26 protein-coding genes and 1 pseudogene are annotated in these 25,171 nt (G+C 62.5%); 21 read left to right on the forward strand and 6 right to left on the reverse strand.

Annotation, left to right across the window (positions count from 1 at the left end; all coding sequences use genetic code 11):
• Nucleotides 1–220: 220 nt before the first annotated feature.
• From NKH80_RS26285 to NKH80_RS26305, 5 genes are all read left to right on the forward strand, one after another.
• Complete coding sequence (locus NKH80_RS26285) at nucleotides 221–1,195, forward strand: polysaccharide deacetylase family protein (protein ID WP_352823415.1); 975 nt, start codon at nucleotides 221–223, stop codon at nucleotides 1,193–1,195.
• Between the two features lie 67 nt (nucleotides 1,196–1,262).
• Nucleotides 1,263–2,231 carry a rhizopine catabolism ABC transporter substrate-binding protein gene (locus NKH80_RS26290; protein ID WP_023675817.1) on the forward strand — a complete coding sequence of 323 codons (969 nt, stop codon included), beginning with the start codon at nucleotides 1,263–1,265 and terminating at the stop codon, nucleotides 2,229–2,231.
• A gap of 205 nt (nucleotides 2,232–2,436) precedes the next feature.
• Nucleotides 2,437–3,552 carry an ABC transporter permease gene (locus tag NKH80_RS26295; protein ID WP_352491125.1) on the forward strand — a complete coding sequence of 372 codons (1,116 nt, stop codon included), beginning with the start codon at nucleotides 2,437–2,439 and terminating at the stop codon, nucleotides 3,550–3,552.
• A 14-nt stretch (nucleotides 3,553–3,566) separates the two neighbouring features.
• Entirely contained in the window at nucleotides 3,567–4,379 is an 813-nt protein-coding gene (locus NKH80_RS26300; protein WP_254819104.1) for an ATP-binding cassette domain-containing protein, read from the forward strand.
• A 32-nt stretch (nucleotides 4,380–4,411) separates the two neighbouring features.
• Nucleotides 4,412–5,518, forward strand: coding sequence for a Gfo/Idh/MocA family protein (locus tag NKH80_RS26305; RefSeq protein ID WP_352823412.1), 1,107 nt, complete (start codon nucleotides 4,412–4,414; stop codon nucleotides 5,516–5,518).
• Nucleotides 5,519–5,544: 26 nt separating this feature from the next.
• Here NKH80_RS26305 and NKH80_RS26310 read toward each other — a convergent pair whose 3' ends face one another.
• Nucleotides 5,545–6,318, reverse strand: coding sequence for a FadR/GntR family transcriptional regulator (locus NKH80_RS26310; RefSeq protein ID WP_254819087.1), 774 nt, complete (start codon nucleotides 6,316–6,318; stop codon nucleotides 5,545–5,547).
• A 30-nt stretch (nucleotides 6,319–6,348) separates the two neighbouring features.
• Entirely contained in the window at nucleotides 6,349–7,350 is a 1,002-nt protein-coding gene (locus tag NKH80_RS26315; protein ID WP_352994519.1) for a LysR family transcriptional regulator, read from the reverse strand.
• Between the two features lie 145 nt (nucleotides 7,351–7,495).
• On the opposite strand from NKH80_RS26315, the gene NKH80_RS26320 reads away from it, so the two are divergent.
• From NKH80_RS26320 to NKH80_RS26330, 3 genes are all read left to right on the forward strand, one after another.
• Nucleotides 7,496–8,074: a nitroreductase family protein gene (locus NKH80_RS26320; RefSeq protein WP_352994521.1), complete on the forward strand. Its 579-nt coding sequence runs from the start codon at nucleotides 7,496–7,498 to the stop codon at nucleotides 8,072–8,074.
• Nucleotides 8,071–8,928, forward strand: a complete 858-nt coding sequence (locus NKH80_RS26325; protein ID WP_352994523.1) for an EamA family transporter — start codon at nucleotides 8,071–8,073, stop codon at nucleotides 8,926–8,928. Before NKH80_RS26320 ends, NKH80_RS26325 begins: the two co-directional genes overlap by 4 nt.
• Before the next feature lie 301 nt (nucleotides 8,929–9,229).
• Entirely contained in the window at nucleotides 9,230–9,391 is a 162-nt protein-coding gene (locus NKH80_RS26330; protein ID WP_352994526.1) for a hypothetical protein, read from the forward strand.
• 29 nt (nucleotides 9,392–9,420) lie between these two features.
• Here NKH80_RS26330 and NKH80_RS26335 read toward each other — a convergent pair whose 3' ends face one another.
• Nucleotides 9,421–10,425, reverse strand: a complete 1,005-nt coding sequence (locus NKH80_RS26335) for a P63C domain-containing protein (protein ID WP_352994529.1) — start codon at nucleotides 10,423–10,425, stop codon at nucleotides 9,421–9,423.
• Nucleotides 10,426–10,645: 220 nt separating this feature from the next.
• On the opposite strand from NKH80_RS26335, the pseudogene NKH80_RS30170 reads away from it, so the two are divergent.
• The 3 genes and pseudogenes from NKH80_RS30170 to NKH80_RS26350 all read left to right on the forward strand — a co-directional run.
• Nucleotides 10,646–10,876, forward strand: a pseudogene (locus NKH80_RS30170) (IS1 family transposase); the annotation flags it as partial.
• Nucleotides 10,869–11,213: a DUF6572 domain-containing protein gene (locus NKH80_RS26345; RefSeq protein ID WP_352994535.1), complete on the forward strand. Its 345-nt coding sequence runs from the start codon at nucleotides 10,869–10,871 to the stop codon at nucleotides 11,211–11,213. The pseudogene NKH80_RS30170 and the gene NKH80_RS26345, both read left to right, overlap by 8 nt.
• Before the next feature lie 112 nt (nucleotides 11,214–11,325).
• Nucleotides 11,326–11,814 (forward strand): nucleoside deaminase, encoded by a 489-nt coding sequence (locus NKH80_RS26350; RefSeq protein WP_352994539.1) that lies wholly within the window; start codon nucleotides 11,326–11,328, stop codon nucleotides 11,812–11,814.
• Nucleotides 11,815–11,902: 88 nt separating this feature from the next.
• Here the strand turns inward: NKH80_RS26350 and NKH80_RS26355 are convergent, their stop codons facing one another.
• Entirely contained in the window at nucleotides 11,903–12,799 is an 897-nt protein-coding gene (locus NKH80_RS26355; RefSeq protein ID WP_352994542.1) for an NAD-dependent epimerase/dehydratase family protein, read from the reverse strand.
• Between the two features lie 146 nt (nucleotides 12,800–12,945).
• Between NKH80_RS26355 and NKH80_RS26360 the strand changes: the two genes are divergently transcribed.
• A complete protein-coding gene (locus NKH80_RS26360; RefSeq protein ID WP_352994545.1) occupies nucleotides 12,946–13,884 on the forward strand; it encodes an NAD(P)-dependent oxidoreductase in 939 nt (312 codons plus the stop codon).
• 822 nt (nucleotides 13,885–14,706) lie between these two features.
• Here the strand turns inward: NKH80_RS26360 and NKH80_RS26365 are convergent.
• A complete protein-coding gene (locus tag NKH80_RS26365) occupies nucleotides 14,707–15,486 on the reverse strand; it encodes a FadR/GntR family transcriptional regulator (protein ID WP_023675806.1) in 780 nt (259 codons plus the stop codon).
• A 144-nt stretch (nucleotides 15,487–15,630) separates the two neighbouring features.
• A complete protein-coding gene (locus tag NKH80_RS26370) occupies nucleotides 15,631–16,620 on the reverse strand; it encodes a sugar-binding protein (RefSeq protein ID WP_023675805.1) in 990 nt (329 codons plus the stop codon).
• Nucleotides 16,621–17,046: 426 nt separating this feature from the next.
• Here NKH80_RS26370 and NKH80_RS26375 point away from each other — a divergent pair, with 426 nt between their 5' ends.
• From NKH80_RS26375 to NKH80_RS26415, 9 genes are all read left to right on the forward strand, one after another.
• Nucleotides 17,047–17,787 (forward strand): ATP-binding cassette domain-containing protein, encoded by a 741-nt coding sequence (locus NKH80_RS26375; protein WP_023675804.1) that lies wholly within the window; start codon nucleotides 17,047–17,049, stop codon nucleotides 17,785–17,787.
• Between the two features lie 34 nt (nucleotides 17,788–17,821).
• Complete coding sequence (locus NKH80_RS26380) at nucleotides 17,822–18,820, forward strand: ABC transporter permease (RefSeq protein WP_352994548.1); 999 nt, start codon at nucleotides 17,822–17,824, stop codon at nucleotides 18,818–18,820.
• 278 nt (nucleotides 18,821–19,098) lie between these two features.
• Nucleotides 19,099–19,926 carry a helix-turn-helix domain-containing protein gene (locus NKH80_RS26385; RefSeq protein ID WP_352994551.1) on the forward strand — a complete coding sequence of 276 codons (828 nt, stop codon included), beginning with the start codon at nucleotides 19,099–19,101 and terminating at the stop codon, nucleotides 19,924–19,926.
• 107 nt (nucleotides 19,927–20,033) lie between these two features.
• Entirely contained in the window at nucleotides 20,034–20,477 is a 444-nt protein-coding gene (locus NKH80_RS26390; RefSeq protein WP_352994554.1) for an SRPBCC family protein, read from the forward strand.
• A gap of 31 nt (nucleotides 20,478–20,508) precedes the next feature.
• Nucleotides 20,509–21,303 (forward strand): FAD binding domain-containing protein, encoded by a 795-nt coding sequence (locus tag NKH80_RS26395; RefSeq protein WP_352994557.1) that lies wholly within the window; start codon nucleotides 20,509–20,511, stop codon nucleotides 21,301–21,303.
• A 50-nt stretch (nucleotides 21,304–21,353) separates the two neighbouring features.
• The gene (locus NKH80_RS26400; RefSeq protein WP_352687469.1) at nucleotides 21,354–21,836 is read left to right on the forward strand and encodes a (2Fe-2S)-binding protein; all 483 of its coding nucleotides are present in this window, start codon (nucleotides 21,354–21,356) and stop codon (nucleotides 21,834–21,836) included.
• Between the two features lie 13 nt (nucleotides 21,837–21,849).
• Nucleotides 21,850–23,217: a xanthine dehydrogenase family protein molybdopterin-binding subunit gene (locus NKH80_RS26405; protein WP_352687467.1), complete on the forward strand. Its 1,368-nt coding sequence runs from the start codon at nucleotides 21,850–21,852 to the stop codon at nucleotides 23,215–23,217.
• Between the two features lies 1 nt (nucleotide 23,218).
• Nucleotides 23,219–24,223 carry a xanthine dehydrogenase family protein molybdopterin-binding subunit gene (locus NKH80_RS26410; protein ID WP_352687465.1) on the forward strand — a complete coding sequence of 335 codons (1,005 nt, stop codon included), beginning with the start codon at nucleotides 23,219–23,221 and terminating at the stop codon, nucleotides 24,221–24,223.
• A gap of 9 nt (nucleotides 24,224–24,232) precedes the next feature.
• Nucleotides 24,233–25,129 (forward strand): AAA family ATPase, encoded by an 897-nt coding sequence (locus NKH80_RS26415; protein ID WP_352994562.1) that lies wholly within the window; start codon nucleotides 24,233–24,235, stop codon nucleotides 25,127–25,129.
• The last annotated feature ends 42 nt before the right edge of the window (nucleotides 25,130–25,171 follow it).

Consider the following 25,171-nt stretch of genomic DNA (forward strand, 5'->3'; position numbering starts at 1 on the left):
TCCTATGACTGGTTTTGAACCGTGATTGGGGAAATCGGCAGCTAAGTGTCTCAGCCGGCAGACAAATCGTACCCATCCGAATTCGCCAAAGTGGCCCTGTCGGAAAGGCAGGTTTCGGCGTTCCATTCCGGCCAGTTGGGCAAACGGTTGGTTCCATGAAATACGGGACACACTTTGGAAGACCCTCGAAACCGGCGTGCCGGCGGAAAGGCGGCCGTTCGTGAACGCCGCCGGCTCCAGCAAACGGATCGTGCTCCACGAGGACGATGTCGGCATGTGCCACGGCGCCAACAGCGCCTTCCTCGAATTGAGCGGGCTGGGTGTCTGCAGTTCCGGCGCGGTGATGGTGCCGTGCCCGTGGTTCCTCGAAATGGCCGAAAGCGCCGCCGCCAACCCTGCCCTCGACCTTGGCGTCCACCTGACGCTGAACAGCGAGAAGCAGCACTACAAATGGCGGCCGTTGACCGCGCCGTCGCGGGCGGCCGGCTTGACCGACGAGTTCGGCTTCTTCTGGCCCGATGTGGCGACCACGCGCCGCAAGGCGGTGCCGCAGGCGGTCGAGGCCGAGCTTCGCGCCCAGATCGACACCGCCTATCGCGCCGGCATCGACGTCACCCACCTCGACGCGCATATGGGAGCGGCATTGTCGCCGGAATTCTGCAACATCTACATCAAGCTCGGGCTCGAATATCAGCTGCCGGTGCTGCTGACCAAGACGCTGTCCGCCTATTCCCCCAACGACAATCTGGTCGGCGTTACCGAGGAGGCGTTCCAGCGCGGCGTGGCGCTGGCCCGCGCCGGCGGCTTTGCCATTTTCGACGCCGCGATCCAGACAACCTGGGGCCGGCCGCGTTCCAGGTCGATCGAGCCCGCTTACAAAGCGCTCATCGAGGGTGTGCGCGAGGGCCTGACCTTCTTTTGCCTGCATTGCAACGCGCCCGGTGAACTCGAGCTGATCGAGCCGCGCTCCGCCTATATTCGCACCGAAGAGTACGAGCTGTTCCGCGACCAGGGCTTTCGCGACTGGCTCGCCGCACAGCCGATCGATGTCATCGGCATGAAGCCGTTGCGCGAGGAGCTTCGCGCAGCGCTCTCGGCCGGGCGATCATCAACAACAGCCCGCGGCAACACCGTGGGCGAACAGCGATCGGCGTCGGCAAAGGCCCGCAAAGCGGCCACCCGATCCGCAACGTGAGCCGATCGTGGGGGCCGGAAAACGGAGCCAGAGGGATTGGAACTGCAACGACAAATGGGAGAATAAGATGAAAACGCTTCTGAAAGTGGCATTGGGCGCCTTCGTTTCGGCGGGCCTGATGACGGGTATCGCGCATGCCGCGGGCCTCAAGGATCCGAAGGACGTCCGCATCACCTTCGTAGTGCATGGGTCGGCATCCGATCCCTATTGGTCGGTGGTCAAGCGCGGCGTCGATGACGCGGCCGCCCTTACCGGTGCCAAGGTCGAATATTACGCGCCGCAGGTCTTCGACGTGGTCGAGCAGGCCCGGCTTCTCGACGCCGCTATCGCCACCAAGCCGGACGGTATCGCCGTCTCCATCGCCGACGCCAATGCGCTCGGCAAATCGGTCAAATCCGGGCTTGCCGCTAATATTCCCATGGTGGTTCTGGATTCCGGCGAAAAGGAAGGCGCCGAGCTCGGCACGACGCTCTATGTCGGCACCGTTTCCGAATATGATTCCGGCAAGAAGGCCGGCGAGCGGCTGGCCAAGGAAGGCACGCTCAAGGTCGTCTGTATCAACCACGAGGTCGGCAATGTCAGCCTCGACCAGCGCTGCCAGGGCCTCAATGACGGGCTGAAGCCCTCCGGCGGCGGCACCGAGGTTCTGGCCGTGGCGCCCGATCCCGCAGACATCCAGCGCCGCACGGAAGCCTATCTGTCCGCGCATCCCGACACGCAGGCCGTCTTTGCGCTCGGCGCCACCGCCGCCAACCCGCTGATCCCGATGTTTCGCGACAAGGAACTGTTCGGCAAGCTCAAGCTCTACACATTCGACATCAGCCCGGAGGTCCTCGATTCGGTCGTGGCCGGCGAAATGGGCTTCGGCATGGACGCCCAGCAATATCTGATGGGCTATCTGCCGGTGATCTATCTGGTCGAGCAAGCGACGCACGGCTTTTGGCCGCAGAACAACGCCTATACCGGACCGCTGTTCATAGACTCGCCGGAAAAAGCCAAGGCGATCCTGGCGCTCGCCAAAGAAGGCATCCGCTAATGCATGTCGCGCAAAAGTGTGCAGCGGTTTTGCGGTAACGACATGCATCAAAATTTAGGCCAGCGCTCCGACGGAACGGGAGAATGCGCCAAGCGCTCTCCCGTTCCTTCGAAGATTGCGATTTGAGCGATTGGAGAGCCTAATGGCGGTCGTGGAAGACAAGGCTATATCTCCGGGCGAACTGAAGGCGACCGACCGCTTCGGCATGACGTCGAAGCGGGCCGCCGGCGCCGACGAACGGTTGGCCAGCACCGGCAAGCTGACCCAGTGGCTGCGCCGGCCGGAAGCCGGTGCCGCCGGTGGGCTGCTTGCGACGATCATCATCTTTGCGCTGCTGCCGGGCGCGGCGAACCTCTATTCGCTGCAGGGGTCAATGACCTTCCTGACGCTGTCGGCGGAGCTCGGCATCGTCGCCACCGCGGCAGCACTCCTCATCATCGCCGGCGAGTTCGATCTTTCGGTCGGCTCCATGGTCGGCTTCGCCGGTGTTGTCATCGGGCTGACGGTGAAGTACTGGGGACTGCCGCTATGGGGCGGCATCGCCTGCGCCTTCGCCGTTGCCATCCTCACCGGCTATCTCAATGGCCTGATCGTGGTGAAGACGCGGTTGCCCTCCTTCATCGTCACGCTCGCCACGCTCTATATCCTGCGCGGACTGTCGATCGGCATCACCCGCGCCGTCACGGGCCGCACCCAGATCCCTTACATACTCGAAGGCGCACCGGATCCGGCGACGGCCGGCATTTTCAACGGCCATCTGCTCACCGGCCTGTTCCACTGGATGGGCGCGCAAGGCTGGATCGCCACCCGCAGCGACGGCATCCCGTTCGTCGCCGGCATTCCGATGTCGATCGTCTGGTGGCTTGGCCTGACGGCGCTGGCCGGCTACGTGCTGACCCAGACGAAATACGGCAACTGGATCTTCGCCACTGGCGGCGACCTGATCGCAGCCCGCAACGTTGGCGTGCCGGTCGATCGCGTCAAGATCAGCCTGTTCATCTACACCGCCTGCGCGGCGACGCTGCTTGCCACCATCCAGGTGATGGAGGCGGGCTCCGCCGACACCACGCGCGGCCTGCTCAAGGAATTCGAGGCGATCATCGCCGCCGTCATCGGCGGCGTGCTGCTCACCGGCGGCTACGGCACCGTCTATGGCGTGCTGTTCGGCGCGCTGATCTTCGGGCTGGTGCAGATGGGCATCTTCTACACCGGCATCGACACTGACTGGTTCAAGGTCTTCCTCGGCATCGTCATCCTGATGGCCGTGCTGGTCAACAACTACATCAGGCTGAAGGCGCTCGGCCGCGGAGGTGGCAAATGACCGAGCCGGCCCAAATGACCGCGCCAGCAATGGAACTGCGCGGCGTCAGCGTCAATTTCGGTTCGGTGCGCGCCCTCCAGGACATCGACATCAAGGTCTATCCGGGCGAGGTCCACTGCCTGCTTGGCGATAACGGCGCCGGCAAGTCGACACTGATCAAGGTTCTGTCCGGCGTCTACCGGCCGACCAAGGGCGAAATCCTGGTCGACGGCAAGCCGGTCACCTTCCGCAGCCCGCGCGACGCGCAGGAGCTCGGCGTGGCAACGGTGTTCCAGGATCTCGGCATGATCTCGCTGATGTCGATCACCCGTAACTTCTTCCTCGGCCGCGAGCCGACCAAAAGCAGCCTGCCCTTCTCGCGCATCGACAAGGAGCGCGCCAACACCATCGCCAGGCAGGCGATGGCCGATATCGGCATCGACGTGCGCGATCCGACGCAAGCCGTCGGCACGCTGTCGGGCGGCGAGCGCCAGTCAGTGGCGATCGCCCGCGCCGTGCATTTTGGTGCGCGCGTGCTGATCCTCGACGAGCCGACCTCCGCACTCGGCGTCCACCAGGCGGCGATGGTGCTGAAATTCATCATCGAAGCGCGCATGCGGGGCCTGGCCGTCATTTTCATCAGCCACAACATCCACCATGCCTATCCGGTCGGCGACACCTTCACCCTGCTCAACCGCGGCCGCAATCGCGGTACCTACGCCAAGTCGGAGATCTCGCGCGACGAGGTCATCTCGATCATGTCGGGCGGCGAGGATCTGAAGGCGGTCGAGGCGGAGATTGCCGGCCTGCTCGCCCAGATCGGCAACCGGCCGCCTGCGGCGCCTTGAGCTGACAATCGGACATTGCGGGGAATGATCCAATGAGCAGGATACGCGTCGGGGTCGTCGGCGCCGGCATGATCTCGCAGCTCGAGCATATTCCCAATCTGCTGCGCCTCAGTGAATTGTTCGAGCTGGTCGGGGTCGCCGATCCCTCCAGGATCTCGCGGCAGTTCGTCACCGACACGCATGGCATTGCCAATTTCGAAACGATCGACCAGCTCTTCGACCAAAGCCTCGACGCGGTGGTGATCGGCTCGCCGGACCCGCTACATCACGAACAGGTGCTGGCGGCGCTGGCGGTTGGCCTGCATGTCTTTTGCGAAAAGCCGCTTTGCTATTCGCTGGCGGAAATCGCCGAGATCATCGCCGCGCGCGACGCCGCCAGGAAAATCGTTCAGGTCGGCTATATGAAGCGCTTCGATCCGAGCTACCGGCTGGCGCTCGCTTCGCTGCCTGGAACATCAAGCACGCTGCGCGCGGTCTCGGTGGAAGTGAACGATCCCGACGCCTGGCCGTTCATCACCCACCAGCCTTACAGGCGCGGCACCGATATCCCCAACGACCTGATCGCCGCTGTCGCCGCCAAGCAGAAGCGCCAGGTCGAATACGCCATCGGTATCCCTGTGACGAAGCTCGCTTTCCGTGGATTTATCGGCGCTTACAGCTCGGCCTTGATTCACGACGTCAACGCCGTCCACGGCCTGCTCGACGCGCTCGGCGTGCCGGACGGCGAGGTCGTCGGCGCGCAGATCTTTGCCAATGGCGACGGCGGCCAGGGCGCCGTCAAGTTGCTGGACGGGCAGGCGCTGTGGACCATGACCCATCTCACCGTGCCCAAGCTTGCCGACTACAAGGAGCGGATCACGCTGTTCTTCGACGATGCCAGCCTCGAGCTCGAATTCCCCTCGCCCTGGCTCAACCATCATCCGACCCGGCTAACGGTGACGACCTCGGACGGTCACATACTGTCGAAGCGTGATTTGCGGGCCGGCTACGCAGAAGCCTTCGTCGAGGAGATGCGTGGCTTCTGGGCGGCCATCGTCAATGGCGACCCCGTCGTCAACCCGCCCGAACACGCCGCCCGCGACCAGGAGCTGCTGCTCGGCCTGACATGGCAGCATCTGGCGACCGCACCCTTCGACTGAGCGCTCAACCTGTAGCCGAACGGCCGCTACCTGGACTTGATGACGCTGTCGGTATTGGCCAGCAGCTTGCGCACCGCATTGCGCGCCGCGTCTGGCCGCTGCAGGCGGATGCTCTTCTCGATTGCCTCGTGCAGCCTCTGGGCATGCTGCAAATCGTCGAGTTCCCGCGTCGTAAAAGCGAACAGATGATCGAACGCCGATTCGATCAGCACGCCGAGCGGCACCAGCAGATCGTTGCCCGAGGCGCGCAGGATGGCGAGGTGAAACCGCGTGTCGGCGCGCGTGCGCTCCTGCAGGTTGGTCGCCTCGCCCATCTCGCGGCAGGCCTGGCTGATCTCGGCCATCTGCTCGTCGGTGCGCCGCATGGCGGCAAAGGCGCTGGCCTCCGGCTCGATGATGTGGCGGAATTCCTGCACGGTCCTGAGGAACACCTCACGATCCGGCGAGGTCGCGTACCAGGCCAGCACATCGCGATCGAGCAGGTTCCAGCGTTCCTTCGGCTCGACCCAGCTGCCGATTTTGGGACGTGACGACAGCAGGCTCTTCGCCATCAGCATTTTGATGGCTTCGCGCACCGCCGAGCGGCTGACGTCGAAGGTCTCGGACCATTTGGCCTCGTTGGGCAGGATGGTTCCCGGCGGATAGTCGCCGCGCACGATCCTCAGCCCGATCTCGTTGGCCAGCGACGCGTGAACGCTCGACCCGGGTATGCGCGCCGCATCGGCTCGGCGAATACCGCTCGTGCGTTCGGCGAACGCCTCGGCCGCTGTCTTTCCCTTGTTCGGCTTCGCGTCCTGCATAGCTCCACAAAGTCCGGATTTGGAGGCGTGTCAAGGAGATGAAATCGACGGCAATATCTCAGTTTGGTTTTCCGCCTCAGTCCCCTCCCCGACACCGCGCTTTGCCGAGCGCTCACGCCGGAGCGGCACAAACAGCTTCTCTTTGTTCCGATTGAATTCCTCGATCAGGAAATCAAGGAAGACGCGGATTTTCGGGGCAAGATGCTGCCGTGCCGGATAGACCGCGTAGAGCGTGGTTTCGACCTTTTCCCAGTCGTCCAGGGCCGATTGCAGCCGGCCTGCTTTCAGGTCGCTCTCGATATAGGGATAAGGGATCAGGCTGACGCCGAAGCCGGCGCGCAGCGCATCGCGCACGGCAAGGCTTGACGAGACCGTGTATCGTCCGTCGATGGCGATCCGCTCGACGCGGCCGTCCTTGCGGAATTCCCATATGTCCGCGTGTCCCGAGAGGCTGAACCGGATGCAATTGGCCGCCTTCAAATCGGCAGGCGTCTTGGGCCGGCCATGCTCCTCGAAATAGGACGGAGCTGCGCAAAGCACGTGCGGCATGACCGCAAGCTTTCTCGCGACCAGGCTGGAATCCTCGAGATTGTCGCTGCCGCGAATGGCCAGGTCAAATCCCTCCCGCACGATATCGACGCGCCTGTCGTCAAGGTGCAGATCGAGCTTCAAATCGGGATAGCGCGATAGAAACGCGGGGATGGCAGCCGAAAGCCGCGTCAACGTGACAGTCATCGGCGCGCTGACCCGCAACGTGCCGCTCGGCGCCGTCTTGATCGGGCCGAGCACCTGGTCGGCCCTGGCCAGTGCATCGAGCCCCTGCGTGACATGCTCCAGGTAGATCCTGCCCTCTTCGGTCAGCGCCATGCGCCGCGTTGTCCGGTTGATGAGCCGCACTCCCAGATGCGCCTCCAGTTCGGCGATGTTCTTGCTGACCGCGGGAGCCGAGAGACCGAGCCGCCGTCCGGCTTCGGCAAAGCTGTTCAGTTCCGTCACATGGCGGAAAACCTGCAACGCAGTCAGGCGATCCATCGCACCATTCTCTTCTAGTAAATAATGTCTTGCAATTGTTGCATATTATCGCTCCTTGGTAAATTGTCTATCTGCTTCCCGAACGACTTTCTCAGTTTCGAATGACATGATGACCAACCCCGCAATTTCCCTTATCGAGCGGCGCATGTCGGCCAATCGGTTCGATGCCTCGCACGAATTGACGGATACCGAGATCGCGGAACTGGCACGTCTCGCAACGCGCGCACCAAGCGCCTACAACCTTCAGAATTGGCGGTTCATCGCCGTGCGGACGCCGGAAGCAAAGGCGCGGTTGCGCAGCCTGGCCCATGGCCAGGCCAAGGTGCAGGAGGCAGCCGTCACCTTCATAATCTGCGGCGTAATGCCCGACCACGCTGCCCTCGATGCAAGGCTGCGTCCTTTCGTCGAAGCCGGCTTCATGCCGGCGGATATGGCTTCGGGCTGGCAGGAAGGCGCCCGCGCCCAATATGCCGATCCTCGGGCAGCCCGCGACGAAGCGGTGCGCTCGGCAACGCTTGGCGCCGCAACGCTGATTTTCGCGGCCGAAGCGCTGGGGCTCGTCTCCGGTCCGATGGCAGGCTTCGATGCCGACGGCGTGGCGCGCGAGTTTGGCCTTGCGCGCAATGAAGTGCCGGTGATGCTCATCGCGGTCGGCCGCGCCGCGCCCGGAAACTGGCCGCAAAAGCCGCGCCGCCCTCTTGCCGAAGTACTGGAAATCTTATGAAAACGCGCCGTTCCGATCTGTTGCTTACAGCCATTGCGCCGGCGATATGGGGCAGCACCTATATCGTCACCTTGCAGTTCCTGCCCAACTTTTCGCCGATGACGGTCGCAATGCTGCGTGCCTTGCCCGCCGGATTGCTGCTGCTGGCGATCGTTCGGCAACTGCCAACGGGCATCTGGTGGCTGCGCAGTTTCGTCCTCGGAGCCCTCAACATCTCGATCTTCCTGAGCATGTTGTTTGTCGCCGCCTACCGGCTTCCGGGCGGGGTCGCCGCGACGGTGCTGTCGGTCCAGCCGTTGATCGTGATTTTCCTTGCCGCTGCCCTGCTTGCCAGCCCTGTCCGACCGTTAGCGATCGTCGCTGCCCTTGTCGGGATCGCCGGTGTTGCATTGCTGGTGCTGACCCCGAACGCGACGCTCGATGCGGTCGGCGTTGCCGCCGGCCTCGCCGGGGCGGCCTCCATGGCCTTCGGAAGCGTATTGGCCCGTAAGTGGCAACCGCCAGTATCGCTGCTTACCTTTACGGCATGGCAGCTGACTGCCGGCGGTCTGCTTCTCGTTCCGGTGACGCTGCTTTTCGAGCCTTCCATCCCGCTCCCGACCGGCACCAACCTGCTTGGACTGGCGTGGCTCGGCCTGATCGGCGCGGCGCTGACCTATGTCCTCTGGTTCCGGGGCATTGCGCGACTGGAATCCGCAGTGGTGTCATCGCTGCTTTTCCTCAGCCCGGTGACCGCCGTGCTGCTTGGATGGGTATTCCTGGATCAGACGCTGACCTTGCCTCAAATCGCCGGCGTCATTTTCGTCATCGGCAGCATCTGGCTGGCTCAACGGCCGAGCCGGAACGAGTCCTGAGCCTGGGCGGGAGTGGGTCAGTTGAAATTTCCCATATCGGGCTGACCTCCTATATGCTTACCGGAAAGCATGGAGCAGCCGTGAGCGATCACAATCAAGACGCATTGGAAGGTTGGACGTTTACCTCTGGCGAGGTCTCAGTTGGCGTGTACCGATTTAGCGGTCGCCATTATGACGGACGCTCGGTTGAACGGCAGGGCCCGGACTATGAGGCTATAAAGGCCGACTGCATGAATGATGCCCGGACACTTGGGAAGCCAGCTTATGTCAACCGGACCTAAAGGCCAGAAGCGCCGCCGACGTGATCGGCAACGCCGTGAAGGTCACGCGCATTGCTACCGGTGAGGAAACTGACGACGTGATTGACGACGGCAAAGACCCTGCTGCAAAGGCACTTGACGCGAAGGGCGGCAAGAAGCGCCCCGCCACCATGACGCCAGAGCGGCGCGCCGAGATCGCCTAGAAGGCGGCAGAAAAGCGTTGGAGTATCGGCTAAAGTCCCTCGCTGTCAAAATCCATGGCAATCGTCTCGCCATAGCGAGGATGGATTTTATCCAAGTTCTTTTTGAACTCATCGTAAGTCGAGCTTAGGCGCATGATCGTCGTCACTGATGCCAAATGCTCGCGCAACTTCGGGTGGCCCATATCCGGGGTCAGCTTCCTGTGCATCTGGTGCTTGCGGCGACCGGAGGGCAGCTTAGGAGTCGTATTGCGCAGTTCTTCCCTGATGCCCGGCGCCAGACGGTCATAGATAATGTCATTTGTGAGGTGGCCGAAGTACTGTGGACGCTTAACCGTCTCGCGCGGGAAATCCAAATTGCGAAGGCGGAACAGCTGCTCATAAAAGACGTTGGGGAACGTGGGAACCCAAGGCTGCAACTCCTTCGCAATGAACTTTTCCAGAATTTTTGCGAGGGCGTCGGCAGCGCGATCTCTCTGATATCCGGTTGCCTCATCAACGAGTGCGACGATGCCGATCGTGGCGAGACCACGCATCAGAATGTCGGCTTGGGTAGCGATATGCTTCTGGTTGCGGGTCAATTCGTCCGCATCTCTGGCTTTCAGATAGACCTCACAGACTTGCGGCAGCATCTCTGCCCGGTAGCCAAACGCCTTTTGACCAGACGGAAGCCGAAATTCGATCTGACTGGAGGTCACATACAAGTCATTGGAAATAAACGGCTTCAGGTTCTTGGCGGTCAAAAACGCTGGCAAGTTGACGTCTGCGTCATAGAAGCCACGTCCCTTAGCCTGCCTCGACCTGCCAAGCGCTCGCATCATGTCGCTTTGAGTGAGAACCCGGATGCCATTTTCAAGAACGGCGCATGACAGCCGGGCATCGCCTACCTCGATTTCCCCGGTGTAGATGGCCGCTGGGAGGTCTTTGTTCCATCGATTATCGGCTGCGCGCTTCGCAATCTCGCTTCTCTCAGTAGGTGTCAGAGAGTTGGCGCGCGCTCTGGCGGCTTTCGCTTTCGTAGGGTCTTTGTCGGGCACGTTTGAAATCCTTCTGCTTGCATATAATTCATGCAAGCATAATGCTTGCACGTGTGATTCTGCAAGCACAGATTTTAAGATGACGGAAATGCGCACACTAAGCGTAAGTCCAGATGATACGAGCATGAACAGGCTGCTCCTGAAAACCTGCATCCAAATCCTCACCATGCTTTGCGAAGGGTCTTTGATGCGCTCGATCTCGCGCGTTGCCGACGTGTCGATCACCAATGCGTTCTCAAAGACGTTCGACAATCACGTCGGCATGGTCGCGCTGTGCACAGTCTGGTACAACTTTCATCCGCGTTCACAGGACGCTGAAAATGTCGCCGGCTATGGCCGCTGGTGTCGCAAACGCTTTGGTCGAAGGACGATCTTGCGAGAGATGGACGCCGTTGCATCGAAGCCGGGCAAGCGCGGTCCTTACACAAAGCGATTGAGGGATAATGGATAACAAGACTTTTGCTATCAAGGATGATTTCTCGAACGATTTGGAAGTTCCTTACACAAACAACCATATTCGGTTCGTCATCACTGATACGTTACCTTGGACAGATGGCGAGGCAACAGACGCACACTTACAGATCATAACGACGAGAGCTGACTCCTACTTGCAGATTGCGAAAAGCGATCATTTTCGACAGCGGTATCCTGGAGCCTCGGTGTCTATCGCACTCCGATACCGCTACGACCCCACTCCCACTGCAGATCTGGTTTTGTCCGAAATCTCAAAGAGACTCGCAAACGACGGCGTACGTTTCTTCTACGGTATGGGCGCCGAATATCGATGAGACCGCGCTTAGCGTTGGTGCCGTTCGCTAAATTCAAACGGAGACATTACAGGCTGCTGACTTGTGTCGGCGGATTATTCGGCACTATGGTCAAGCGGCGGAGGATCTGCCGATGCCACAACGCCCCTATGATGAGCGTCTGCTCCGTCAGGCGTTCGAAGTCGCGCGCAGAGCCCGCGATGCTGGCGAACATCCCTTTGGTTCGCTCCTCGCTGACAAGGACGGCAATGTTTTGCGCGAGCAGCCCAACGCTTACAAAGCCGGCGGGGGCGACCGCACCGCTCATGCCGAAAGGCTGCTGGCCTCATGGGCGGGGATGAATTTCAGTCTCGAAAAGCTGGCCTCCTGCACACTCTACACTTCGGCCGAACCTTGCGCGATGTGCTCCGGCACAATCTATTGGGCGGGCATCGGACGGGTCGTCTTTGGCCAGAGCGAACATGACCTCAAGGCATCGACGGGTGCACATGTCGAGAATCCTACACTCGACCTGCCCTGCAGGATCGTCTTCGAAGCTGGGCAGCGTCCGACTGAAGTCGTCGGTCCGCTGCTTGCCGATGAAGCGGCGCAACTCCAGGCCGAATTCTGGAAAGACAAGTAGCTCGATTGCCGCGGCAAACGCGTGAGCCTAGCCTCGTGACGAAAAAATCGGGGCTGGCCCAGTGGCGGCTCCGCGTCAGGTGCGCCGGTCAGGTTGTCTTGACGTATTTCCGCCAGCTGTGTTCCGGCCGGAAGCCGAGCATGTCGCGCGCCTTGTGGTTGGAGAGCAGCGTCTCGTATTCGCCAAGGTCGCCCATGACCGGCACGTCGGGGTAAAACCGCTTCAAAAGTTCGGCTGTCGGCAGGTCGGACGAGGTGTCGTCATTGGCGGCGTTGAACACCTGATAGCCGAGCCCGTCCTTCTCGATGGCGCGCAGCGTGATCTGGCCGAGGTCGCGCGCGTCGATATAGCTCCAGGCGATGCGCTTGCGGAAACCCGGATCGGCGAACCATTTCGGAAACAGCGAATATTCATGCGGCTCGATGACGTTGCCGATGCGCAAGGCATAGATGTCGCTGCCATCGCGTTGTGCAAACGCCCGCGCGGTCTTCTCGTTGACGACCTTGGACAGCGCATAGCTGTCCATCGGATCGACGTCGTATTCCTCGTCGAGCGGGAAATACGTCGGATCGCGCGGTTCGTTGGCGAAGACCAGGCCGTAGGTCGTCTCGCTGGAGGCGATCACTACCTTGCGGATACCGAGCTTCACGGCGGCCTCGATGACGTTGTAGGTGCCGAGCGCGTTGATGCGGAACACCTCGTTGTCGGGCGTGATCATGATGCGCGGGATCGCCGCGAAATGCACCACGGCATCGACCGGCTGCGTGCGCAGCGACGGGTCGAATTCATGCAGGCCCATATAGCTCGACAGCGCGTTGAACACCTGCCCGCTGTCGGTGATGTCGGTGATCAGCGTGCGCACCTTGGGATTGTCGAGCGGCTTGGTGTCGATGTTGAGTACCTGGCAGCCCTGCTCGACGAGATACTGCACGACGTGGCGCCCGGCTTTGCCGCTGCCGCCGGTGAACATAATCCGCTTCGTCATTTTGCTCTCCCTGGAATTCATGTGTATTGTCAGACAATATCGAACTCTGCAATCGCCTGCCATGGCATGCGGCAAAAACCCGCTTCAACAATTCGCCGGCAATGTGCAGCGCCGTCATCCATCACTGCAAAATAGGACGAAACGACATGAACACGACCGCCGCGAGCGAAAAGATTGGCTTCATCGGGCTTGGCCTGATGGGGCACGGGATAGCAAAGAACATCGTCGACAAGGGCTATCCGCTGACGTTTCTCGGCCGCAAGAACCGTGCGCCGGCGCAAGACCTGCTCGGCCGCGGCGCCAAGGAGGCGACGACCTCGCGCGACGTCGCGGCGGCATCCGATATCGTCTTCATCTGTGTCACCGGCTCGCGCGAGGTGGAAGCCATCATCCGCGGCCCAGGCGGCCTCAAGGAAGGCCTGAAGCAGGGATCGGTTGTCGTCGACTGCTCGACCTCGGATCCTGTCTCGACGGTGGCGCTGGCCGCCGAGCTCAAGGGGCTAGGCGTCGATTATGTCGATGCCCCGCTCAGCCGCACGCCGAAGGAGGCCTGGGAAGGCACGCTCGACGCCATGGTCGGCGCGCCCGACGCGGTCTTTGCCCGGCTGAAGCCGGTGCTCGAAACCTGGGCCGGGCGCATCGTCCATATCGGCGACACCGGCGACGGCCACCGCATGAAGCTGCTCAACAACTTCATTTCGCTCGGCTACGCCGCGATCTATTCCGAAGCGCTGGCGCTGGCGCAGAAGGTCGGCATCTCGCCGCCGCGCTTCGACAGCGTCATCCGCAACGGCCGCATGGATTGCGGTTTCTACCAGACCTTCATGCGCTGGACGCTGGAAGGCGACCGCGACGCGCACAAATTCACCATCGCCAACGCCTTCAAGGACCTCACCTATCTCGAATCGATGGCGGGTGCCGCCGGCATCGCCAACCCGCTCGGCAACGCCACCAAGAACGCCTTCGCCGGCGCCTTTGCCACCGGCCCCGCCGATCAGTACGTGCCGATGCTGGCCACGCATATCGGCAAGGTCAACGGCGTCGACCTGATGCCGACCAGGGACGGCAAGAAGCAGACGATCTGAGAACGTTGAGATTAACGCCTGGGAGTGTCGTAACTGTAGACGTTCGCTGCCGACCAGCTACAGCCGCCAATCTCCAACGCTGGCGATTAGCCACATGACACCACACCTCGTCATCCCAGGGCGGAGCAGGAGCGAAGCGACGTCGCGCAGACCCTGGGATCCATGCCGTGATATCAGCCGAAGAATGCAGCGGCTCAGAACGGCGCTTGTATCCCATTGCGCTCGTTGCCCTTCCACCATGACCGCGAGCCAGAAGCTGCTGAAGCGCTGGCTCCGCCAATGGACGACCGAATTGATCGAGACGACCAGTCCCAGAGTGCTTCGAGCTTTTTCGCAGGACGGGGGTGGCAGCGTTTGGTTCTGGCCCGCTGGAGCACTGCCGCAAGGTAACGGCATGGATCCCAGGGCCTGCGCCGCGTCGCTTCGCTCCTTGCTCCGCCCAGGGATGACGAAGGGAGGGGATGACGAAGGGAGGGTTTCGGCTAATCTCCTAAATTTGCGATTTGCGACTGACGGGAACGATCGACCTTCGTTGCTGGTTGGCCCGACTTACACGCAGTTGGCCGAGAAACGATCGAATCAGCGCCGAAACCGGCCGATAACGTCGTCGGTATTGGCGAGAAGTCCGTGCACCAAAGCACGCGCACTTTCGATCGGAAGAAGCCAAAAACAAAAACCCGCCTCGGTGGGCGGGTCGTCGGCGCCAATTCGCACCATACCCAAATTAGTAGCATAGCTGCCGGCACAAATCAAGAACAAATACATTGCGACGATAAAAACCGAATTCCTGTCCCACCCGAGTTCGCCAGCCCTGTGCAACCATCACCGCCGCGACCGGCCGATAACGTCGTCGGTGTTGGCGAGAAGTCTGTGCACCGCGGCACGGGCTGCAGCCGGTCGCTGCAGGCGGATGTTCTTCTCGATCGCCTCGTGCAGTGCCTGCGCCCGCCGCTGATCGCTGGTCTCGCGGGTGACGAACTGGAACAAATGGTCGAGGGCCGATTCGATCAGCACGCCGAGCGGCACCAGCAGATCGTTGCCCGAGGCGCGCAGGATGGCGAGGTGAAACCGCGTGTCGGCGCGCGTTCGCTCCTGCAGGTTGGTCGCCTCGCCCATCTCGCGGCAGGCCTGGCTGATCTCGGCCATCTGCTCGTCGGTGCGTCGCATCGCGGCAAAGGCGCTGGCCTCCGGCTCGATGATGTGGCGGAATTCCTGCACGGTCCTGAGGAACACCTCGCGGTCCGGCGAGGTCGCATACCAGGCCAGCACGTCGCGATCGAGCAGGTTCCAGCGCTCCTTCGGCTCGACCCAGCTGCCGATCTTCGGGCGTGACGCCAATAGGCTCTTCGCCATCAGCATTTTTATGGCTTCGCGCACCGCCGAGCGGCTGACGTCGAAGGTCTCGGACCATTTGGCTTCGTTGGGCAGGATGGTTCCCGGCGGATAGTCGCCGCGCACGATCCTCAGCCCGATTTCGTTGGCGAGCGAGGCGTGCACACTCGAGCCGGGAAAGTGTGCGGCATCGGCACGCCGAACGACGGCCGGCCGCCCAGGCTCTGCCTTGAATTTGGCGGGTCGCTTTTTTGATGTCGCGTCCGGCATTGGTATTCCCCGGCAACTGCTTGTCGAAAGCCTGAACTCAGGGCACGGCAAAGCAGCGGCCTACGCTCCAAAGCAGCGTCGCCTCGTGCGTTTGTATGGACGATGCGTAATGGGGCGCCCGACGGGCGCCCCGAAACTGCGAACCTACTTCTGGATGCAGGTGTCGACGGTGTCCTTGGTGCATTCGTCGAGGCCGGTGAACACCGGATCGGCGACCGGCTTGCCGTCGACCAGGTCGATCATCACCGAGGGTGCCTTGTAGCCCATCTCGAACGGCCGCTGGCCAACCAGCGCAGTCACCAGCCCGTCACGGGCAATCGCCACCTCGTCGCCGATCGTGTCGGCGGCGCCGATGACGAAGGCGTTGCTGGCGATCTTGTCGGCCATCGGCTTGAACAGGTCGCGGTAGGGCTGCGGAGCGCCGAACAGCGGCCAGCCGCCCATGATGCCGAAGGCGTCGAGATCGGGATTGGCGGCGAGGATGTCGGTCATCGCCTGCACGCCCTTGGCGCCGTCGTCATTGGTGAACACCGGGCAGCCGGCAACTTCCGTCCAGCCGCCTTCGCCCGCCAGCGCCGCGAGGCCGTCCTTGCCCGACAGCGCGTCACGCATGCCCTGCGCGCGGCGCAGGATGTTGTCGGCGGCCGGATTGCCTTCGATGGTGCAGATCTTGCCGCCATTCGGCTTGGCCTTCTTGATGTATTCGCCGATCTTGTGACCCATCAGGTAATTGTCGGTGCCGAGATAGGTCTTGCGCAGCGCCGCATCTTCCTTGCTGAGGTCGGCGTCGAGGGTCATGATCGGGATCGACGGATTGGCGCTTTTGATCGTCTGCGCGATCAGCGGCGCGTTCGATGGCGAAATCGCCATTGCCACCGTATCGGGCTTGCTCAGCATGTCCTGGACGATCTGGGCTTCACCGGCCTCATCCGAGGTCGATGCCGGTCCGGTGTAGAAGCACTCATATTCCGAGCTGGCGTTTTCCTTGTTCCACTTCTCGCAACCCTGGTGGATGGCCTCGAAGAATGGATTGTCCAGACCCTTCACCACGATGACGAGCTGTTTCTTGGCCATAGCCGGCCCGGCACCCAGCGCCATGACGGCGGCGGCAGCGAGCAATAGTGATTTCCTCATGTCAGTCCTCCCTTTGAAACAAACGGACACGGCGTGCCCGCCACACACAGACCGACCCGGAGCAAGATGACAGAGGACGTCGCACTCGTGTCGCCAAGCCAGGTCGATAAGCATTTTCATATTCAGTCTCAGACCGGCACCGACAGATATCGCTGGTTACCAAATCCCTGACCGACAAACCCTCACCGATTCCTTCCGGCAACCCGGGGGCTCGGCGCAAGCTCCTCCGACACTTAGCTAATATCGCCTTGTCACCGACGTCAATGCTATTTGTCCTACAAAACTGATTTTTCGAAAGAAGCCGTGGTTGACGCCAAGGAGGCTTATGCGTAAATGGGCAAAATCGCTGCTTCCGGGAGGAACTGGGGAGAGCGAATGGCCGCGGCAGAACCGCAGGCCGCAAAGCACGGGGAGGCAAGAAGGCTGGTGGCGGTTCTCGAACTCACCAACATCTCGAAGCATTTTGGCGCCATCCAGGCGGTCAACGACGTTTCGTTGTCGATCGAGGCCGGACAGGTTGTCGGCCTGATGGGCGACAACGGCGCCGGCAAGTCGACGCTGGTCAAGATGATCGCCGGCAATTTCCCGCCGAGCCATGGCACGATGCAAATGGACGGCAAGGAGCTGATCCTGCACAAGCCGGTCGAGGCGCGCCAGCACGGCATCGAAATCGTCCATCAGGACCTGGCACTGTGCAACAATCTGACGGCCGCCGCCAACGTCTATCTCGGCCGCGAATTGCGCCGCGGCCTCGGGCCGCTTCGCATCCTCGACTATGCCGCGATGTACAAGCGTGCCGGCCAGATCTTCGCCGAGCTGAAATCCGAAACGCGCCCGCGCGACCTGGTCAAACAAATGTCGGGCGGCCAGCGGCAGGCGGTGGCGATCGCCCGCACCATGCTTTCGCAGGCCAAGATCGTGCTGATGGACGAGCCGACGGCGGCGATCTCGGTGCGCCAGGTCGCCGAGGTGCTGAACCTGATCCGCCATTTGCGCGACCAGGGCATCGCCGTCGTGCTGATCAGCCACCGCATGCCCGACGTCTTTGACGTCGCCGACCGCGTCATCGTCATGCGGCGCGGCCGCAAGGTCGCCGACAAGACGATCGCATCGAGTTCGCCGGAAGAAGTCACCGGGCTCATCACCGGCGCCATCGAACAGGTATGATTGACGCCTCAACCATGAGTAAAAAAGGTCGATAATGGCAGTCACCCTTGATCAGACGATCGCGCACAAGCAGCACACCTTGCTGAGCAAGGTGTTTGCCAGCCAGACCTTCTGGGTGGTGATCGCGGTCATCCTCGCCTGCCTGTTCCTGTCGGTGGCAACGGATTCCTTTGCCACGACCAAGAACCTCTACAACATCACCCGCAACGTCACCTTCGTCGCCATCGTGGCGCTCGGCATGACCTTCGTCATCATCACCGGCGGTATCGACCTGTCGGTCGGCTCGGTGCTTTGCCTGTGCTCGATGGTGCTGGCCGTGACCATGCATGCCGGCTACGGCATCGAGATGGGCATTGCCGCTGCGATCGCCACAGCGCTGATCATCGGCGCCTTCAACGGGGTTCTGATCGCCTACCTCGGCTTCCCGCCCTTCGTGGTGACGCTCGGCATGCTGTCGATCGCACGCAGCCTAGCCATGGTCGCCTCCAACAACACCGTCGTCTTCCAGTTCGGGCCGGATCACGACAAGCTGCTGGCGCTGGGCGGCGGCGCCTGGGTGTTCGGCATCGCCAATCCGGTGCTTTACATGATCGTGCTGGCGTTGATCACCGGCTTTGTGCTGCGCTGGACGAAATTCGGCCGGCACATCTTCGCCATCGGCGGCAACGAGCATGCGGCAACGCTGACCGGCGTTCCGGTGCGCCAGATCAAGGTCGTCGTCTACATGATCTCGGCAATGGCGGCTGGCCTTGCCGGCATCATCCAGACCGGCTGGCTGGGCGCGGTCACCACCAATCTCGGCAACGGCATGGAGCTTCAGGTGATCGCCGCCACCGTCATCGGCGGCGCCAACCTTGCCGGCGGCATGGGCACAGCCTTCGGTGCGGTCGTTGGCGCGGCGCTGATCGAAGTCATCCGCAACAGCCTCGGCCTGCTCGGCATCAATGCCTTCTGGCAAGGCGTGTTCATCGGCGGCGCCATCCTACTGGCGGTCCTGTTCGACCGCATCCGCAATTTCAGGCGCAACGACTAAATCTCGGCCGGATCCCGACGCTGAATCATAGATCGTTCGCCGGTTGAATTGCCGGCCTCGAGGCCTCGCTGGCGCTGGTCGCCGGCCTACCGCATCGGTCTTGCCATAGCGGCCTGGAAACGCTCGCCGTCCTCCTATCGCCGAGTCTGAAAATCCGCCGGTGCGGCGCATGGCCGGCGCCGGGGCGTGAACATGCGTCTTGACGCAAGCCCAAACTGAGCCGCACAATCGCCCGCAGCAGGCGAAGGGAGGCCAGTCGCCTGCGGGAGGATGTACCCATGACGGAAGCGATCAGGCTCTACTGGGGCCGGTTCGGACATGTTTCTGTCCTGAACGTCGCCAGCGACTTCGTCACCCATGCCCATGTCGAGGCGCATATCATCATCTGGCTGGAAGGCACCGCCGGCGAGATGACCATCGGCCGCGAGACGGTGCGGCTTGGACCGGGCACCGCCGCCGGCATCAATTCCTTCCAACCGCACAGCCACGCTCTGTCCCGCGACGGCACGCCCGGCCTGTTCCTCGCCTTTTACATCGATCCGGACTGGGCTCGAAAACGCCGCGAGCTGCCTTCCGCCGCGCCGCTGTTCTCCGCCCCGGCAATCACGCTCGAGCCTTGGCTGCACAAGGCAGCGGCTAACCTCCTCGACCATCTCAGCGACAATGAGAGCATCGACGACATCGCCAATTACGAGATCGAGCGCTTCATCGACAGCGTGCTCGATGCCGCCGACGCGTCCGCACCGCAGACCGTGCGTGCCCGCGTCAACACCATGCAGGACTTCCGCGTCCGCAAGGCGATCCAGCTGATGAAAGCCAATGTCTGCGAGCGCATCTGCTTCGACGACGTGGCGCGCAGCGTCGGCCTGTCGCGGCCGCATTTCTTCGCACTGTTCAAGGAACAGACCAATCTGACGCCCAACGTCTATTGGAACACGCTGCGCATGGAGGAAGCGGTGCGGCAATTGCAACGGTCGCAGGAGCCGCTGATCTCGGTCGCCTGCAATCTCGGCTTCACCACCCAGGGCAATTTCTCGCGCTTCTTCCGCGACCATGTCGGCGTCCCGCCGACGCTTTACCGCGAGGCGGCACGGGCGATCGGCTGAGCGCCCGTTTTTCAGACTATTTGATAGGCGTTCAAGACGCATTGATAAGCGCCGCCAAGTCCGCCGCCCTACCCTCCCAGGCAGCTGATTTGCGAGGGAACGATCAAATGGCGAAAGTCACTATCTCCAGCGTCATCGACGCGCCGGTCGAAAAGGTCTGGGCGCGCATACGCGACTTCAACGGCCTGCCGACCTGGCACCCGCGCATGGTCGAAAGTCATATCGAGGACGGCAAGGATGCCGGCACGATCGGCTGCGTGCGCAATTTCCAGCTCGCCAGCGGCGCCCGCCTCCGCGAAAAGCTGCTCGATTTCTCCGACGAGAATTTCCTCGTCAGCTACTCCATCCTGGAGACGCCGCAGCCGCTGACCAACCACAAGGCGACGCTGCAGTTGCGACGGGTGACCGACAGCGACCGCACCTATGCCGAATGGACCGCCAGCTTCGACGCGCCCCCAGAGGAAGCCGACAAGCTGGCCGAAGGCATGGGCGCAAACGTCTTCCAGGGCGGCTTCAACGCTCTGAAGGCCCATTTTGCCGGCCAAGGTTGAACTGGACTGAGCTGACAAACAGGAGCGTTCCATGACGCTTGCACTGCAGACTTTCCCGACGGTGAAGGACGCCGGCGCGGCGCTGAAAGCCGCTGGCGCCCGCTATCTCGGTGGCGGCACGCTGGTCGTGCGCGCCGCCAATGAAGGCGATGTGTCGATCTCCGGTTTCGTCAGGTCGACCGAACCGGCGCTGTCGGCCGTCGCCGTTTCCGATAACGAGGTCCGCATTGGCGCTTCGGTGACCATGGCGGCGATCGCCCGCCATCCGGATCTCGCCCCCCTGGCCCACGCCGCGCGCGTCGTCGGCGGACCGGCGATCCGCAACATGGCGAGCGTCGGCGGCAATCTCTTCGCGCCGACACCTTACGGTGATTTCACCGTTGCGCTGCTGGCTCTGGACGCAACCGTCAGCACCGGTGACAGCGAGCTGCCGATTGAGACATTCCTCGCAAGGCGCGAGAGCAATGACGCCATCGTCACCGCGGTCGGCTTCAAGCTTCCGAAGGAAGGCGGCTTTCGCTTCCTGAAAGTGTCGAGGGTCAAGCCAAAGGGCGTCTCGGTGCTGAGCATCGCCACCGTGCTGGAACAGGCGCCGGACGGAACCGTGTCGTCAGCGCGGATCGCGTTCGGCTGCATGGCCGATCGGCCGATCCGTGCCAGGGCGGCGGAGAAAGCCCTGATTGGCCGGAATCTTACCGCCGAAGGCATCGCGCCGGCGCTGGCTGTCGCCCGCGACGGCACTTCGCCCCCAACCGATCCAATCGCCAGTGCCTGGTATCGCAACGAAGTCCTGCCGGTCCATCTCGGCCGGCTGCTGCTCGCCTGAGAGGCCGTGGCGCGTATGTCCGCCTGGCTGCGGCGCAAGGAGTAAAAAAGATGGCAAAGGTCCCGGTTCAGTTCACGCTCAATGGTGCCGAAAAGGCCGAATTCATCGACAGCGGCACGACGCTGCTTCATGCGCTGCGCGACAAGATCGGTGACACCTCGCCGAAGGGCGGCTGCCATCAGGGCACCTGCGGTGCGTGCTCGGTCATCATTGATGGCGAACTCCGGCTCTCCTGCCTGACGCTGGCAGAGGCCTGCAATGGTGCGACTATCACCACAACATCAGGGCTTTCGGAAGGCGGCGTGCTGCATCCGCTGCAACGCGCTTTCCTCGACGCTTTCGCCACGCAATGCGGTTTCTGCACACCGGGCATGATCATGGCAGCCAAGGTGCTGCTCGATCACATACCGAACCCCAGCCGCGAGGACGTGGTCGAGGCGCTGTCGGGCAATATCTGCCGCTGTACCGGCTACGAGCCGATCATCCAGGCGGTGCTGACCGCCGCGCGGTCCAATTCGCAGAACGCGGCTTGAGGGGGTTAAGAAAATGGAACTCCGCAAGAGCTATTTCGCCGAGCAGCGCAAGGACGATCTGCACGAGATCGGCCAGCCGCGGCCGCGTTCGGATTCACCCGGCCATGTCACCGGCAAGACCACCTATTTCGCCGACCGCAATTTTCCCGGCATGCTGCATTTGAAGATGGTGCGCAGCCCGCACCACCACGCCCGCATCCGCAGCATCGACATATCCGAAGCGGAAAAGCACCCAGGCGTCGTCAAGGTGCTGACCGCCAAGGATGTGCCACACAATGTCTACACCATCCTGATCCTGATCCAGATCGGGCCGGAGGACGAGACGGTGCTGGCCGACGGCAAGGTGCGCTGGAAGGGCGAGGCGGTGGTGGCGGTGCTGGCCGATACCGAGCGTGCCGCCCAGGAAGCCGCCGCCAAGGTCAAGGTTGATTACGAGGTGCTGCCGGCCGTCTTCGACATGGACGAAGCGCTGAAGCCCGGCGCGCCGATCGTCAACGAATATCACGGCCGCAATTATTACCTCTACGACAGCGGCGAATGCCGCAAGGTGCGCTTCGGCGATGTCGAGGCAGGCTTTGCCGGAGCCGACCACGTGCTCGAACAGACCTACCAGTCTTCACCGATCGAGCATGCGCCGACCGAGACGACTGGCTGCATCGTCGCACCCGAGGGTAACGACCGCTTCACCTGCTACACCAACACGCAGGCGATGTTCTTCACCCTCGATAACGCCTCGATCATCCTGCAGATGCCCGGCAACAAGCTGCATTTCGTCGGCGGCACTGTCGGCGGCGGCTTTGGCGGCAAGGTCGACGTCATCGTCGAGCCGATCGCCATCCTTGGCGCCAAAATAACAGGACGACCGGTCTGTTTTATCTACAGCCGCGAGGAAGAGATGCAGATTTCCTCGCCGCGCGCCGCCGAGAAAGTCGTCATCAAGGACGGCGTCATGAACGACGGCCGCATCGTCGCGCGCAAAGTGACCGGCTACACCGACGCCGGCGCCTATTCGCGCCATTCGCCCTACGGCGCGCAGAAGGGCGCCGGGCATTATCCCGGCCCGTATACGATCCCGAACGTCTGGATCGACACTTATTGCGTCTACACCAACCGCACCCCGTCCTCGGCGATGCGCGGTTTCGGCGTCACCATCGGCGATTTTGCGCTGGAGGTGCAGATGGACAAGCTCGCACGGCTGATCGGCATGGACCCGCTCGAATTCCGCTTCATCAACGCCTACCGCGACGGCGACATGAAGGCGCATCGCCAGCCGACCGAGGGAGCGGCGCTGATCGAATGCATGCAGGAAGCCTCACGCGCCGCCAACTGGCCGGTGGCGGAGAAGTTCATGGCGATGTCGTCTTACGCGAAGGGAGCTTGAGATGGCGATCAGGCGCGGACGCGGCGTTGCCGCGATCAACTATCCGACCGGCATGAATCTCGGCGGCGACCCGACCCAGGCGCTGGTGCATTCGACGCCGACCGGCAATTTCATGGTGACGCTGTCGAGTGTCGACCTTGGCCAGGGCATGAAGCAGATCATGGCGCAGATCTGCGCCGAGACGATCGGCGTGCCGACCGACCGTGTCGTCGTAGACACCGCCGACACCGACACCGGTCCGCACTGCATGGGCACCTTCGCCTCGCGTGGCACGCACCGCGCCGGCAATGCGGTTATCCAGGCGGCCAGGGAAGCCCGCCAGGTGATGTTGGAAGTAGCGGCCGAGGAGCTGGAGGTGAATGCGTCGGACCTCGAGACTGATGGCCAGGGCAACATCCTGGTCAAGGGCGCGCCACAAAAATCGATCTCGATCTTCGATGTCGCGCTGTCGGCGCATTTCAAGCGCGGACGCTCGATTTCCGGCCGCGGCATGTTTTTGATCCCCCGCTCCTATCCCGAAAAGGAAACCGGCGCGATGAAGCCGTCGACCTGCTACGCCCACGCCTGCACGGTTGCCGAGGTCGAGGTCGATGACGAGACCGGCGAAGTCACCGTGCTGACGGTGAAGAACGTCTTTGAGATCGGCCGCGCGCTGAACCCGAAAATGGTCGAGCAGCAGCTCGTCGGCGGTTCGTGGATGGGCATCAGCCATGCTCTCTACGAAACGACCGAGCCCTATTATCCCAACCGCGACCATGGCGGCACCGACTTCAACCAATATCTGATGCCGGGTCCTGGCGATCTCGCGCAAACCGAGATCATCGTGCTGGAGAGGCCCTCGGCCGACGGGCCGTACGGCGCCAAGGGGCCGGGCGAAATGTGCGCCAACCCGCAAATCCCGGCGGTGGCCAACGCCGTCTTCGCCGCCGTCGGTGTGCGCATCGACACGCTGCCGATCACGCCGGAGCGCATCCTGCGGGCGCTGAAGGCGCAAGCATCAAACTGAGTGCTGGAAATGCCCAAGAGAAGCGCCCGGACTTCAAGCGCAGAGACAGTCGCGACCTCGCCGGAGGCGGTGGCGTCCCGCCTCGCCGCCTCGCGCTATCTCGCCGATGAAAGCCTGGCCACCGCAATCTTCCTGGCGATCAGGCTGGGTAAGCCGCTGCTGCTCGAAGGCGCGCCCGGCGTCGGCAAGACCGAAGCGGCGAAGGCGATAGCCGAACTGCTCGGGCGCGATCTGGTGCGGCTGCAATGCTATGAAGGCATCGACGCCGCCCATGCGCTATACGAGTGGAACTACCAGCGCCAGCTGCTCGCCATCCGCCATGCCGGCGAGCACGAGGTCGACATCTACGACGACCGTTTCCTGATCGCGCGGCCGCTGCTGCAGGTGCTGAAGGCGCCGGAAAAGCGCGTGCTGCTGGTCGACGAAATCGACCGTTCCGATCATGAATTCGAAGCGCTGCTGCTGGAGTTCCTGTCCGATTTCCAGATCAGCATTCCCGAGCGCGGCACCATTCGCGCGACGGCGCAGCCGATCGTCATCCTGACCTCGAACCGCACGCGTGAACTGGCCGAAGCGCTGCGGCGGCGCTGCGTCTATCACTGGATCACCTATCCCGACGCCATTCGCGAGGCCGAGATCATCATGCTGCGCGCCGGCGACGTCGCCGAGGCCACGGCGCGCGCCGTGGCTTCCGCCGTGCGCGACATCCGCGCGCGTCCGCTGGCCAAGCCGCCAGGCATCGCCGAGGCGGTCGAATGGGCCAATGCCGCCACCATCCTCGAAAAGGGCGGCAGCCCCTGGCCGGAAGCCTTCCGCCGCGCCATCGGCGTGCTGATCAAGGACGAGGAGGACTTTTCCTGCATCGCGCCCGAGCTCGGCAAGATTATCGAGGAGGCGCTAGCGTGACGAGCAACCGAAGCGCGCTAGCGCGATACCCCAGGGCTAGTG

This window comes from Mesorhizobium sp. M0904 (assembly GCF_040319475.1).
Lineage (GTDB): Bacteria > Pseudomonadota > Alphaproteobacteria > Rhizobiales > Rhizobiaceae > Mesorhizobium.